Origin of the sequence: Aestuariivirga sp. (genome assembly GCF_037139295.1) — a bacterium.
In the GTDB taxonomy this organism is placed as follows: domain Bacteria; phylum Pseudomonadota; class Alphaproteobacteria; order Rhizobiales; family Aestuariivirgaceae; genus Aestuariivirga.
Window position 1 is genome coordinate 1 of the sequence record NZ_JBAXGR010000086.1, and the last position, 12,768, is coordinate 12,768.

The 12,768-nt window shown below is 60.8% G+C and carries 13 protein-coding genes; 5 read left to right on the forward strand and 8 right to left on the reverse strand.

Features of this window, described 5'->3' with window-relative positions; genetic code table 11:
• The 6 genes from WCJ41_RS16780 to WCJ41_RS16805 form a co-directional block, all read right to left on the reverse strand.
• A partial coding sequence (locus WCJ41_RS16780) for a hypothetical protein (RefSeq protein ID WP_336906985.1) occupies window positions 1-906 on the reverse strand: 906 nt, incomplete at its 3' end.
• A 14-nt stretch (window positions 907-920) separates the two neighbouring features.
• Window positions 921-1,901 carry an ABC transporter ATP-binding protein gene (locus WCJ41_RS16785; protein WP_336906986.1) on the reverse strand — a complete coding sequence of 327 codons (981 nt, stop codon included), beginning with the start codon at window positions 1,899-1,901 and terminating at the stop codon, window positions 921-923.
• On the reverse strand, window positions 1,898-2,887 hold the full coding sequence (locus WCJ41_RS16790) for an ABC transporter ATP-binding protein (RefSeq protein ID WP_336906987.1): 990 nt from the start codon (window positions 2,885-2,887) through the stop codon (window positions 1,898-1,900). The genes WCJ41_RS16785 and WCJ41_RS16790 overlap by 4 nt, the downstream gene beginning before the upstream one ends.
• Window positions 2,888-2,934: 47 nt before the next feature.
• Window positions 2,935-3,807 (reverse strand): ABC transporter permease, encoded by an 873-nt coding sequence (locus WCJ41_RS16795; protein WP_336906988.1) that lies wholly within the window; start codon window positions 3,805-3,807, stop codon window positions 2,935-2,937.
• An 8-nt stretch (window positions 3,808-3,815) separates the two neighbouring features.
• Window positions 3,816-4,757 (reverse strand): ABC transporter permease, encoded by a 942-nt coding sequence (locus WCJ41_RS16800; protein ID WP_336906989.1) that lies wholly within the window; start codon window positions 4,755-4,757, stop codon window positions 3,816-3,818.
• Between the two features lie 96 nt (window positions 4,758-4,853).
• Window positions 4,854-6,434 (reverse strand): ABC transporter substrate-binding protein, encoded by a 1,581-nt coding sequence (locus WCJ41_RS16805; RefSeq protein WP_336906990.1) that lies wholly within the window; start codon window positions 6,432-6,434, stop codon window positions 4,854-4,856.
• A gap of 290 nt (window positions 6,435-6,724) precedes the next feature.
• On the opposite strand from WCJ41_RS16805, the gene WCJ41_RS16810 reads away from it, so the two are divergent.
• The 3 genes from WCJ41_RS16810 to WCJ41_RS16820 all read left to right on the forward strand — a co-directional run bounded on the left by WCJ41_RS16810 (window position 6,725) and on the right by WCJ41_RS16820 (window position 9,021).
• Window positions 6,725-7,813 carry a serine hydrolase domain-containing protein gene (locus tag WCJ41_RS16810; protein ID WP_336906991.1) on the forward strand — a complete coding sequence of 363 codons (1,089 nt, stop codon included), beginning with the start codon at window positions 6,725-6,727 and terminating at the stop codon, window positions 7,811-7,813.
• A gap of 426 nt (window positions 7,814-8,239) precedes the next feature.
• Window positions 8,240-8,650 carry a zinc ribbon domain-containing protein gene (locus WCJ41_RS16815; protein WP_336906992.1) on the forward strand — a complete coding sequence of 137 codons (411 nt, stop codon included), beginning with the start codon at window positions 8,240-8,242 and terminating at the stop codon, window positions 8,648-8,650.
• Window positions 8,647-9,021, forward strand: coding sequence for a hypothetical protein (locus WCJ41_RS16820; protein WP_336906993.1), 375 nt, complete (start codon window positions 8,647-8,649; stop codon window positions 9,019-9,021). Before WCJ41_RS16815 ends, WCJ41_RS16820 begins: the two co-directional genes overlap by 4 nt.
• A 336-nt stretch (window positions 9,022-9,357) precedes the next feature.
• On the opposite strand, the gene WCJ41_RS16825 is transcribed toward WCJ41_RS16820, so the two are convergent.
• Window positions 9,358-9,729 (reverse strand): hypothetical protein, encoded by a 372-nt coding sequence (locus WCJ41_RS16825; RefSeq protein WP_336906994.1) that lies wholly within the window; start codon window positions 9,727-9,729, stop codon window positions 9,358-9,360.
• A gap of 496 nt (window positions 9,730-10,225) precedes the next feature.
• Window positions 10,226-11,710 (reverse strand): glutamine synthetase family protein, encoded by a 1,485-nt coding sequence (locus tag WCJ41_RS16830; protein WP_336906995.1) that lies wholly within the window; start codon window positions 11,708-11,710, stop codon window positions 10,226-10,228.
• 420 nt (window positions 11,711-12,130) lie between these two features.
• Here WCJ41_RS16830 and WCJ41_RS16835 point away from each other — a divergent pair, with 420 nt between their 5' ends.
• Both WCJ41_RS16835 and WCJ41_RS16840 read left to right on the forward strand, forming a co-directional pair.
• Complete coding sequence (locus WCJ41_RS16835) at window positions 12,131-12,364, forward strand: hypothetical protein (RefSeq protein ID WP_336906996.1); 234 nt, start codon at window positions 12,131-12,133, stop codon at window positions 12,362-12,364.
• The gene (locus WCJ41_RS16840; protein WP_336906997.1) at window positions 12,313-12,753 is read left to right on the forward strand and encodes an ATP-binding cassette domain-containing protein; all 441 of its coding nucleotides are present in this window, start codon (window positions 12,313-12,315) and stop codon (window positions 12,751-12,753) included. Before WCJ41_RS16835 ends, WCJ41_RS16840 begins: the two co-directional genes overlap by 52 nt.
• The last annotated feature ends 15 nt before the right edge of the window (window positions 12,754-12,768 follow it).

Sequence of the window (12,768 nt, forward strand, 5' to 3'; positions counted from 1 at the left end):
GAGGCAAGTTCCCGATGTGGCCGTCACCCAAGCCATGGCGCCCTGTTCTGTCGTTTCCATGATCATGGCACCGCAGGCCTGCCAGAAGCGGTTGGGATGCGGCCCGGCATGCATGCAGATGTTGGTGCAGACGTCTCCAATGGCCGGATCATAGCCCTCGGGATGCTGGCGCAGCAGGGCCGCCATGGTGCCGAGGTCGATCGTGCCCTCGCGCGCCCTCAACCAGTCATAAGCCACCTGCTGGCGCTGGTGGGCGCCCACTGCGGCCACCATCGACTTGTTCTCGAACTCGGCTGCAAGATCCGTGCGCGCGCCATCAGCGCCAGGGATGGTGCAGCGCTGCCAGTCATCACCGATGGTCATGGCGTTGGAAATGGCGCCGACGCCCTTGACCTCGCGGGTGGCCCAATCTCGCCCCGAGGTCTCGATAACGAAGGCCGTCTTGCGGTCGGAGACCAGGTAGCTCGAATCGAAATGCGAGTTGCCGCGCAGCTCGCAATTGCCGCCTTGCCCGAAGCGCGACAGGAGATCCCCGAACACCTCAAGCGCCTCGGCACAGTCAGAGGCGCGTTCCAACATCAGGCGCAGGAGGTCGCCGGTGATGAGACCATCCTTGTCATCGCCTGCGCGGGAGAAGATCGCCTCGTTGCCAACGGCAAGCCCATGTTCGTTCACGCCGATCTCGCCACCCCAGGTCCAGAACGACTTGTCGATGATCACCTCATGGGTCTGCCGCGCCTGAGGGATCACCACGTGGGTGGTACGCAGCATGGCGCCTTCGGGATAGCTGCGGCGGGGCAGGCGGAGAACGGCCTGCGCCTCGTTGATCTCGCAGTCGGCATTCTTGGCGGCCAGTGTGAAGCCGTGGCGGGCGGCGGATGGCAATGCGGCAAAGCTGTCACACATCGTGTGCTCCTCCCTCAGGTGACGAAGTGGCAATCGGCCTTGTGATCGGCGGAGACGGTAATGCTGGGAGGCGCCACGGAACGGCAGATATCCTGCACGCTGGGGCAGCGCGTCTGGAAGGGGCAGCCGGTGGGAATGTTGTAGGGGCTCGGAATATCGCCCTGCAACACCGCCTGCCGCTTGCGCTTGGCGGTGCCGAGGCGCGGAACTGCGGCGAGCAAGCTCTGGGTGTAGGGGTGCTTCGGTCGCTCGAAAATGTCATCCCGCCGGCCGATCTCGACGATCTTGCCGAGGTACATGACAGCCACGCGGTGCGAGATGTGGCGCACCACGGAAAGCTCATGCGCGATGAAGATCATCGCCAGACCAAAGGCCTCGCGAAGGTCAAGGAGCAGGTTGAGGACCTGCGCCTGAATCGAGACGTCGAGTGCCGCCACCGCTTCGTCCAGCACCAGCATGCTTGGCTGGACGCTCATGGCTCGGGCAAGGCCCACGCGCTGGCACTGACCGCCGCTGAGCGCCTGCGGATAGCGGTTTGCCATGTCCGCCGTGAGGCCGACCAGGCCCAGAAGCCGTTCGATCTCGGCTGGAATGTCCTGTGCGGGTACGATTGTGTGGAAGCGCAGCGCCTCGTCGATGGTTTGCGCCACCGTCATGCGTGGATTGAGGGAGGCGTAGGGATTCTGGAACACCATCTGCAGATTGCGATGCAGCTTCTGGCGGGCGACGGCATCGCCTGTGCTGACGTTCTGCCCCTTGAACAGAACCTGGCCGGCGGATGGCTGGTATAGGCTCAGGATGGCACGTCCGAGCGTCGTCTTGCCGCTGCCACTTTCACCCACCAGCCCCACCGTCTCCCTCGGGTAAACGTCGAGGTCCACGCCATCGACGGCGCGTGCCGACATGGGTTTCTGGCCGAGCAATGCACCGGTGAGCGTCCGCCGCTTCGGAAACTCGACGCGAAGGCCGCGGATGGAAAGAAGGGGTTCCGTCACAATGCCACCGCAGCGATTTCCTCGGCCTTGATGCAGGCGCTAAAGTGTCCTTTGGCCACCTCACGGAGCGGGACGTCGGATGTGCCGCAGGCGGGCGAGGCAAAGCTGCAGCGGGGCATGAAGGGACAGCCCGCTGGTAGTTCAGACAGGCTGGGCGGCTGGCCGGGAATGGGTTCCAGCCGCTGGCCCTTGCCGTCGATCCGCGGGATGGATCGCAGGAGGCCGAGGCTGTAGGGGTGGCGGGGGTGAGCAAAGACATCCGCCGTGGGCGCCAGTTCCATAATGCGCCCTGCATACATGACTGCAACACGATCGCAGGTTTCGGCCACCACCGCCATGTCATGCGACACGAGGATCAACGTAGTGCCTGTCGCCGCCTGCAGGTCCATCAGCAGGGCCAGGATCTGGTCCTGGATCGTCACGTCGAGCGCGGTGGTGGGCTCATCCGCGAGGATAAGCTTTGGCCCGCCAGCGATTGCCATGGCAATCACAGCGCGTTGCACCATGCCACCCGACCACTGATGGGGATATTCATCAACGCGCATCTCCGGGCTGGGGATGCCAACACGCTTCAGAAGCTCGACGGCGCGCGTGCGCGCGGCCCGAGTGCCGAGCCCGCGATGAACCCTCTCGCCCTCTGTAATCTGGTCGCCGATGGGCCACACCGGGTTCAGTGCATTCATCGGATTTTGGAAGACCATCGCGATGTCGGCGCCGCGGATTTCCTGCATCTCGGTTTCCGGTAGGCTCAGCAGGTCGCGGCCGGCGAAGGTTATGCGCCCGCTCTTTACAAATGACGGTGGCGAGGGAAGGAGGCGCAAGATGCTCCGGCACAGCACGGACTTGCCGCTTCCGGACTCGCCGACGATCCCCACCGTTTCACCCTGGCGGATGGTGAGCGACACGTGGTTCGCCGCACGCACCACCTTGTTGCCTTGGTGAAACTCCACCACCAGGTCCTCGATCTCGAGAATCGACGGCTTCATTGCTGCATTATCTGCCGCTATCTGTTCCGGTGCCACCATGTTCTTGCCTATATCAGCGCGTGGCGGCGCTCGCCCAGCCGCTGGGCCAGTCCATCGCCGATGAGACAGAGTGCTGCTCCGGTGACCACGAGCGCAAGGCCCGGCAGCGTGCTGATCCACCAAGCCTCAAAGATGAAATCGCGACCCTCGGCGATCATCGCACCCCATTCTGGTGTTGGCGGCGTGACGCCGAGGCCGAGAAAGCTCAAGCCTGACACCAGCATGATATTGAGGACGAAATCCGACATCGAGAACACGATAGAGGAATTGATGACGTTGGGCAGCGCATGGCGGAAGACGATCCGCCCTGGCCCATAGCCCAGATTGCGGGCAGCAAGAATGTAGTCCTTGTTGCGCTCCACCAGCATTTCAGCCCGCGCCAGCCGCGCATACATGGTCCATGCGGTGAGGAAGATGGAGAGATAGATGTTGAAGATACCGGGACCGAGGATCGCGACGATGACAATGATGAGAACCAGGAAGGGGAAGGCGACGACAACGTCCAGCACGCGCATCAATATGCCATCGAAGAAGCCCCCGGCGTAACCCGCCATGGCGCCCAGCACGACACCGTAGACCATCGGCACATAGGTCGTAAGGAATCCGAAGGGAAGGTCGATGCGGATGCCAAACAACACACGGGTCAGCACATCGCGCCCGAAATTGTCGGTACCGAAGGGGTGCGTCAGGCTCGGCGGCTGAAGTGTGTTGTTGAGATCCTGCGTGTAGGGATCGTAAGGCACCAACCATGGGGCAAAGATGCCCGCCAGCACGATGCCAAGGAACATGATACTGCCTATCTTGAGTGTCATCGGCCAGCGGCTGAACTCCTCCGCCAGACGGCGGCGCAGGGGAAGATTCAAGGCCTTGCTATACTCCATGCCGCTCCTCACGCTTTCAGCACCCGGCGGTCGATCAGCATGTAGCTGAGGTCGGCCAGCAGATTTACGAAGAGCACAAGGATAGCGAAGACCAGCGAGAGACCTTGGATGACCGGATAATCACGCTGGCCCACGGCCCGCACCAGCAGCGACCCTAGACCAGGAAACGAGAACAGATATTCCACCACGACGGCACCGCTCAGAAGCCAGCCGATGTTGACGGCTAGGATCGTCGTGACCGGCATCAGGGCATTGCGGAGGGCATGCTTGATCAGAACGCGCCAAGGGCCCAGTCCTTTAGCCCGGGCCACCGTGATGTATTCCGCCGTCATCACGTCCAGAATGGCGGCGCGCAATGACTGAATCAGAATCGGCGCCAGAAACAGGGCGATGGTGAGGGACGGCAGCACAAGATGGTACATGCGATCGCCGAAGCTCCGGCCGTAGCCGGATATAGGGAACCAGTCGAGGTAGATGCCGAAGAACAGCATCAGGATGATGCCGACCCAGAATGGTGGCATGGCAAAACCGATGATGCCGAGGAGGCGGATGACGTGGTCGGCCAGCTGGTCGCTGCGGCGTGCCGCGATGATCGAAAGGGGCAGGGCAATCAGAATGGCAAAGACGGCGCTGGTGACTAGCAGCAGCACTGTCGGGAGTAACCGTTCGCCAACGATCTTGCCGACATCTGCATTCTGAATGATGGAGGTTCCAAGGCTGCCTGTTGCGGCATTCCGGATGAAGTTCCAGTACTGGACAAGCAGGGGCTGGTCCAATCCGAGCTTGGCATGGGCCGCCTGCAGCGTCTCAGGCGTCGCGCGGCCATGCATCATGAGTTGCACCGGATCGCCCGGCACCAGGTGAATTGCGAGGAACGCAACCAGACTGACACCGATTACCACGGGGATCATCTGCAGCAAGCGCGAGACAATGTAGCTCAGCAGGTTCACGTCAGGAAACCAAATGCACCGAAGAGACCGTCCCCGTTTTCACGGGGACGGCTGATCTTGCGGTATGATGAAATGCGAGGGAACAATGTGGCGGTGCTACTTGTCCAGCCACACCTTCTGCAGCCACCACCAGCCATTGGCGAGCTGCTTCAGGTCCTTCACATAGGCCTGACTGCCGTTGATGACGGGCGCGAAGTTCAACGGAATGCTGTAGGCGTCGTTGTAGACAATCTCCTGCACCTTGGCATAGAGCGCCGCGCGCTTGGCGGGGTCTGGCTCGCGCCGGGCCTCCGTCAGCATCTTCTGGACGTCCTTGTTGTCGTACCAGGTGAAGAAGGCCTGCGATCCGGCGGTCACGTCGGCCTGGATTGTAGCAAGTTCGTCCGTGTCGTTGATGTCGCTCGTGATGTAGCTGACATAGGCCTGGTAATCGCCCTTGGTGGTCATCGTCCAGGCGGTGCCCACGTCCATCTCGACGATCTCGCTCTTGATGCCGGCAGCTTCCCAGCCCTGCTGCAGGATGGTCGCCACCTGGCGGGACGGCGCGTTGCCGGTATCCACCATGATCTGGATGGGCGTTCCGTCGTAACCTGACGTCTGCACCAGCTCCTTGGCCTTGGCGAGGTCAAAGGGGATGACCGGCACTGAGTCGCTGTGGAAGTTCACCTTGGGCATGTAGGAGTTCGGCACTTCGCCATAGCCGAAGTAGACCGCCTTTAGGATGGCCTCGCGGTCTGCCGCATAGTTGAGCGCCAGTCGGAAATCCTTGTTGTCGAGCGGCTTCTTCTGATGGTTCAGATACACATAGTCGAGCCTGAAGATGGGGGTCGATTCGACCACCAGATTGCTGTCCGATTGGAGCGCCTTGGCCTGGTTGAAAGCCACGGTGGAGATCATGTCGTAGTCGCCGTTACGGAGGCCGAGGACACGCGAATTGCTCTCGGGCACATATTTCAGTTCGACGCCATCAAGATAGGGCAACGGCTTTCCGTCGGCACCCTTGTCCCAGTAATAGGGGTTGGCCTTGAGAACCACGGCCGAGCCGCGCTCATAGCTCTCGACCATGAATGGACCCGCACAGACGGGAGACGTGCCGAACTTTTCCGGGCTCGCCTCATACGCCTTCTTGTTCACGATGCTCGCGGCATAGGCGGACAAGGCCGCGAGTAGCGGCGCATAGGGCTCCTTCAGTTCCACTTTCACGTGCTTGTCGTCGACAACCGTGATGTTCTTCACCGGCTTTAGCACAAAGGCGAGAAACTTCGACGGATCGCTCAGGGTCTTGAGCGTGAAAACCACATCGTCGACCGTGACCGGATCGCCGTTGCTGAATTTCGCGTCACGGATCTTGAATGTATAGGTTAGGCCGTCGGGTGACATCTCCCACGATTCTGCGATGCCCGGACGCAGGCCCCTGCCGGAGTCGTCGGCCTCGACCAGCGCGTCGCATACCTGCTCGATCGCGTAGATCGAACCGTTGTCGCCGGCGATGAAGGGATCAAAGGTCAGCGGCTCATCGGGCCGGGCCATGATCAGCGTGCCACCGCGCTTAATGCCTTCGGCTTGGGCCTCGGGCGAGACAGCCGCCAGTGAAAATGCGGTGAGGATGAATGCGCTGGCGAATAGGGCGTGGCGGCGCCAGCCACCAAAAGACGCAAAAGACTTCCGAAGCGTCATGCCGCTCTCCCTTATGTTCTATTTAGTGATTAAAAAAATGGGCTGAATTCCCCGCAGTCCCGCTTTCAAGTGGTGGAGACTAGTTTGCTAATTTCAGCTTGGCAAGCCGCAGTTCCCTGCATTGTGATGCGACACGAATGCGTCTGGTGTGGGTCAGTATTGCACCGGCGAGCCGCTTGAACACCCGTCACCCCCGGCCTAGGCTGTCCCCCACGGGCGGAATGTAAGGGGGCGTGCCAGTCACGAAGATGCCCGCTGGTCCGGTTCGTGCTGAGGAAAGGCAAGACGTCATGGGAATAGATAAAGAGCGAATCCAGGCCATTCTTGACAAGCACATCGCGCGTGGGGTCGTGGGTGCCTCGCTGGCTATCTCGTTGCCCGCGCAGGAGATCTCACTCCTCACCAGCGGCTTCGCCGACAAGTTCAAGAAAACGCCAATGCGGCCTGACCACACATTCCGCATCGCCAGCTGCACCAAGACCTTCATCGCGACGGGACTGCACATGCTGGTCGAAGATGGTAAAGTCGATCTGGACGAGCCCATCACCCGATGGTTCCCCGACATGCCGAACGCCGCTAAGATGCCGGTGCGCATTCTGCTCAATCACCAGAGCGGCCTGCCGGACTTCGAAACGTCCATGCCCATGATCTCGGACAAGACCTGGGCGGCTGAGGAAATTGTCGATTTCGCCTTTAAACATGGTGTTCAGAAGGAGCCTTGGCATGGCATGGAATATTCCAACACCGGCTATGTCCTCTCCGGCATCATCATCGCGCGGGAGACCGGCAATCCCTATTCGGACCACCTGCGCCAGAGGATCTTCACGCCGCTCGGCATGAAGGATACTTGGGTCGCCACCCACGAAGCGTTTCCCCTTGCGCGCGAGGCGCGCGGCTACATGCATGTCGATCCCGATGGAAAGCCGCAATGGGATATCCAGGGAGCAGGCGACCCGGTCGACGGCCTATGGGATTCTACGGAGTGGTTCCCCATGTCGGGCGCAAATGCGGCGGGTGACATGGTGTCGACGCCGAAGGACGTTGTCACCTTCCTCAACGCGCTGTTCGACGGCAAGATTCTCGGGCCGAAGCAACTCTCCGAAATGAAGGATAATCTCCTACCTGCGCAGTTCCCGGGCTCGAAGGTGGTTGCCAACGGCCACGGCATGCTCGTTTCCCGCTATGGCGATATCGACGTGAAGGGACATCTGGGTCAGATTCCCGGCCATTCCAGCCTCATGGGTCGTGACGAAAAGACCGGCGTCACCGCCATGCTGATCCAGAACTCGGGTGCTGCCGATTTCGAGGCCTTCTTCCTGAACGGCGTCAACGAGCCCTTCGGGGAGATCTTCCATGCCGCGCGCGACATGATCCGATAGCTTTGGCTGTCGCCGGTCCGGCCACTCCGTTACAGGCATGGTTGTTGATTTGCACTGCGAGTTGCCCCCGGACAGGCGCAAGTTTCCACTGAGAAGTGACCCGTATTGATGACTTGTGCGGCCTCAGCGGCCGCGGGTCAAGTAAGGGTTTGCTCGTTTCTGAGTTTTAGCTTTGGCATGTCCGATCGGCAGATTGCCACAAAGTTCCAGCTAAACTGCTAAAAGTACCGACTGATTATGCGACCTGCTAGTCATACAAGCGGTCGCATGTCGGTCGGTCAGTTCAACATAGAAGTCTCTAATCGGTTTGTGACCCCTTCCACAATCTGCTCGGGCGCCCGCCCGCGTCTCGGATTTCTGTCTTATCTCCGCTTCTCCTAAGAGCTACGATGAGCCAGAAATCCTCCCTTCCTCAAGTCACCCGGTTTGTCTCAAAGGCGCTGCCGTCGGACACGCTACTACGTCAGCCAGACGGTCCTTAAACATGGAGCGGGTACATGCCCTGTGCCCCGAGTGCCGGCGGCGGAGATCGAGGCCGCTGTCATTGAGCAGATTCGCGGGATGCTGCGCGCGCCGGAGGTGGTGGTGGCGAGTTGGCGCGCCGCGCAGCCGGAATGTGAAGGCTTGCAAGAGGACGAGGTGAGGGAGGCACTGGCAGCACTTGATCCGCTCTGGGCCGAACTCTTTCCCGCCGAGCAGGCACGCATCATCCAGTTGCTGATCGAGCGCGTGGACATCGGCACCAACGGACTGAAGCTGCGATTCAGGGACAAGGGACTGGCGCAGATGGTTGCGGAGGTCGGCATCATGAATGGCAAGGGCCAGAAGGCAGCATGACCGACCAGACCGTTACCGTCACCGTACCTTTTGCCATCCGCAAGCGCGGCGGGCGGACGCTCGTGATCACGCCGGACGGGATGGCGGCGGCCCCCACGCCGAGGTCGAGGGTCGACAGCGCCCTGCTCAAAGCCTTGGCACGCGGCTTCCGCTGGCAAAAGATGCTGCGGGAGGGTGACTACCAGACCCTCGAGGAGATCGCTGATGCCGAGAAAATCAACCCGTCTTATGTCAGCCGCCTGCTGCGCATGACGCTGCTGGCACCGGAGATCGTGGAAGCGATACTGGCAGGGCGGCAACCGGAGGGGCTGACGATGTCCAGAGCGATACGACCGTTTGCGCTGGAATGGCAGCGCCAGACGTTTGCCTGAGTCCGCGAACCATTCGTCGTCTAGTCGGCGTGCGACAAGCATATGGCATCGACACTTAACTCGCGCCTGCCCAGACAATGGAACTGCTTCTACTGCCTCACTCTTTGTCGGCGTGCAGCGGGTCCGACCAGCTACGGCCAATGCTGGTAGACACAACAAAACAGAACAAGGCGAATGTTTTTCTCGCTCGACTCTGATCTGCTGCTGTCGATCTCCGCGAAATGCTGCTAATGCTCCGGTGGAGAGCGCCTCATGGATCTTCAAATAGCTGCATCATGAACCGCCCGAAGACGCCTCCCAGTCATTGGGAGGTATCGCCAAGCCAAATGAAGCCGGTCAGAGGCCGGTGCGGGTGACTACCATGCGGCCGTTGTTATCATTGTAAACGTGCACATAGAAGCGGTCGCCACTAAGCATACCTTCTAAGAGGTAGGCGGTGCCGTTGCGATCGCCCGCCAGTGACAACACGTTGGGCTCACCCGCACGGAAACCACGATCAACCCAGGTGCATTTTCCAGCTTGCGCTACCCCCGCTTCGCTTCCCGGCGAAAAGCTGAGGGAAATCGTTGCATTGGACTTGATTGTGGCCACCATCGCGCCACCGCCCTTGCAAATCAGCTGATAACTGCGAGGCGAGGCGTCAGCCGGTACTATAGCCATGATCATGGTCGCGGCGGCGAGGGTAAGCGAAAGCTTGGCGCTGGGCATGTGAGGTCTCCTTAGTTGACTTCGGTTCAACGAGCTCTTTGTAATCTCGTTGGCCATGAAACTAAAGAATGTCTCTTGAACGGGATCAGAGTGCAACATTCATCCGGCGTTCATCGCGAGGAGCCGGCCAAATGCCACCGGAGGGGCTGACGATGGCGAAGGCGATGCGGCCGTTTCCGCTGGAGTAGCGGCGCCAGATTTTCATGTGAATTGAAAGATTGGTGCAGTTGCAGGATTGACGTTCAGGCTCGTTTAAGCGGGAGCGCGCTCTCTCCCGCTAGGTAGATACTGGCGTGGCGATGTTCCCTTCAGGCGCGTGCTTCTTCTTTGGCATGTTCTGATCCTCCTTGATGCCATAAGACATACTTCAAGTCGGACAACTTCAGTGGGGGCGGATCAGCTCTCCGAAAGGAATTTCTGGAAGTTTACATAGTTTAGGTCAGTGCCTGTGATGCCATGGCAGTGATGATCGATCATCGGATTGGTCTATGCTAGTTCAATAGGCATCGCGATACATCGCGCAGATCTCCTCGGGGGACTTTCCCTCCATCATGGCGATCTCCTTGCGTTTCACCGAGACATAGGACGACAGGAACGTTGGCGACATCCACTGGCGCACCGCGGCGCTCGCCTCGAGCCGCGCCAGCGCCTCCTCGAGGCTTGCGGGCAGGGGCACCACGCCGAGCGCCTTCATCTGCTCGGGCGTCAGCTCGCTTGGGTCGCGATCGATTGGGGTGGGCATCGGGAGTTTCGCCCGGATGCCCTCGAGCCCGGCGCGCAGGATGGCGCCGACGACCATGTAGGGGCTCGCCGTTGCATCCGGCGCGCGGAGTTCCATGTTGAAGCCGGACTGACGCCTTGCCGGATCTGCATCGGGTGAGGGGCAGATGCGCACGGCGGCCTCGCGGTTCTGTACGCCGAAGCTGGCATAGCCGCAGGACCAGTGATGGGGCCCGAGCCTGTAGTATGACACGGGGCTTCCCGCCACCAGCGCGCAAATGTCCGGTAGGAACCTCACGAGACCCGCCGCGAAATGCTGCGCCAGCTGCGAGGCTTCCGCCGTGCCACTGGGATCAAAGGCGGCGTTCGATCCGTCCTGAGCGATGAAGCTGAAATGCACGTGGGCGCCGTTGCCCACCGCGTTGGGCGCGGGCTTGGGCGTGAAGGAGGCGCGGTAGCCATGCCGCCTTGCCACTTCGCGGATCACCTCACGCGTCAGCACGGCGCGGTCGCCGGCCATTGTGCCAGCGGCGGGCGCGCTCGACACCTCGTACTGGTTGATGCCGTATTCCGGTTCAATGGTTTCTGGTTCGAGCCCCGCTGCAGCGAGGGCCTCCGCCAGCGCACCGGTAAAGCCTGCAGCGACGCGCATCGCCTCCAGCGATAAGGGTGTCGTCAGCGGCAGGTCCGGACCGCTGAGCAGGAACTCGTGCTCGAAGGCTGCGGTGAAGCGCAGGCCCGTTTCCGCCTCGAAATCTCTGAGCGCCTTCTTCATGAAGCCGCGCGTGCAGCACTCCCAATTGGTGCCGTCATTGAGGTTCGAGTCGCACATGAGGATGTGGAAGGCGGGCGTGCCCGGCCACAGGTCCAGCCGCACCTTCGTCTCAGGTTGGGGCGTCTGGCGCACCTCGGTCATCGGGCCCCAGGGGTTATCCGCGATGTTATCGAATGGCGTCAGCGCCTGGGCGGCCGCCGCCCAACCCAGGCCCTTGTCCATTCGCTTCGGCAGGTCGGCCGCAGGCACGCCGCGGCAGCGCGTGATGCCAACATAGTCACTCCAGCAGAGATAGGCGACGTCGGTTGAAGGTGAGCTCATCCTGTTCTCCACGCTTGCTGAGGCGGCTACCGATTGCGACCGCACCTCGATCTCGGCAGTCATCTCGCCGGTGGTACGGATGCGGCAGTCGTGGCCGTGGTTGATGACCTTCTCGCCGAACTTGATTTGTTTCGGCTTGAGGCTGGTCAGTGAACAGTCACTCACCGGCTCGGGTGTCGCCGATGAGATTGCTCGCGCTTGAGCTTGTGTGAAGGCCGCTAAGGCGCGGAAGCGGAGGATTTGGCACTGGCCGTATGAACCCCCATCGTCGTGCAAAAGGGGTTCGCCATTGATTTTAGAGTGAAGGGTCGTGGGGCCGCCGCCGGGCAGCATTCGAGGGATACCGAAAGATTTAGTGCCTGAGAGAATCTTCGACCCAGTTACAAAATGATTATACCATTCAGTTGATGAAGTGTCAACGCCGGAGTGAATCTGCAGCAGTTTTCCGGAGTAAAAGTGCAGAACGGACGCAAGCAAGAAGGTCCCCGATATCGGGTACTTTCCTGCTTGTTGGGCGTTTTCCTAGCTTGCGGCGCCGGACAGGACTTCAACGACCTACTCCTCGTCTCGGGCCCGCAGGCCGTCATGGACACCATCAACGCAGCGCTGCCGAAGCCGGAAGAGGCTGCACCAGAGATTGGCCAGCACCGCCCGGCTAACTTTCTCCGCGACGCGAAGGATGTTCCCATCATGCGCGCCGACGAGGGCGACCTCGCCCACGCAGTAGAGAAAACCTGGACGCTGTTGCTCGCCTCCAACCGTAAGCCATGGCTGTTTTGCTATGCAGGGATCCCCACCTGGGTGGCGCCGGACAACTAGGGCCGCCCCGTTGCCGCAAGCTTGCCCGTTTCGGGCTCGTGCACCGCGCCGAGGACCTCGCGGGTTCCTTCGCTTATGGCGACCGGCGCCGCCTTGAGATAGAACGTACGCTGGCGTTGGAGCCGAAGTCCCTACTCCTCGACGAGCCCACCGCCGGCATGAACCCGGCGGAGACCGACGCTCCTATCAGCATGCTCGAGTCGATCAGCGCTGATCATGAGATCACTCTCCTCGTAGTGGAGCATGGCATGCGATTGATCATGCGGCTGTCCGACCGTATGGTGGTGCTGAACAAGGGCCAGATGATCGCCAAGGGTACGCCGCAGGAGATCAGCAACGACCCCAAGGTGATCGAAGCCTATATCGGAACCAAGCGATCACTACACTGAGAACAAAAGACAAGA

Bases quoted from the DNA above. Each gene is read 5' to 3' on its own strand.
- WCJ41_RS16790 (WP_336906987.1), bottom strand. From the start codon at position 2,887: ATGAAGCCGTCGATTCTCGAGATCGAGGACCTGGTGGTGGAGTTTCAC.
- WCJ41_RS16795 (WP_336906988.1), bottom strand. From the start codon at position 3,807: ATGGAGTATAGCAAGGCCTTGAATCTTCCCCTGCGCCGCCGTCTGGCG.
- WCJ41_RS16805 (WP_336906990.1), bottom strand. From the start codon at position 6,434: ATGACGCTTCGGAAGTCTTTTGCGTCTTTTGGTGGCTGGCGCCGCCAC.
- WCJ41_RS16810 (WP_336906991.1), top strand. From the start codon at position 6,725: ATGGGAATAGATAAAGAGCGAATCCAGGCCATTCTTGACAAGCACATC.
- WCJ41_RS16820 (WP_336906993.1), top strand. From the start codon at position 8,647: ATGACCGACCAGACCGTTACCGTCACCGTACCTTTTGCCATCCGCAAG.
- WCJ41_RS16825 (WP_336906994.1), bottom strand. From the start codon at position 9,729: ATGCCCAGCGCCAAGCTTTCGCTTACCCTCGCCGCCGCGACCATGATC.
- WCJ41_RS16835 (WP_336906996.1), top strand. From the start codon at position 12,131: ATGGACACCATCAACGCAGCGCTGCCGAAGCCGGAAGAGGCTGCACCA.
- WCJ41_RS16840 (WP_336906997.1), top strand. From the start codon at position 12,313: ATGGCTGTTTTGCTATGCAGGGATCCCCACCTGGGTGGCGCCGGACAA.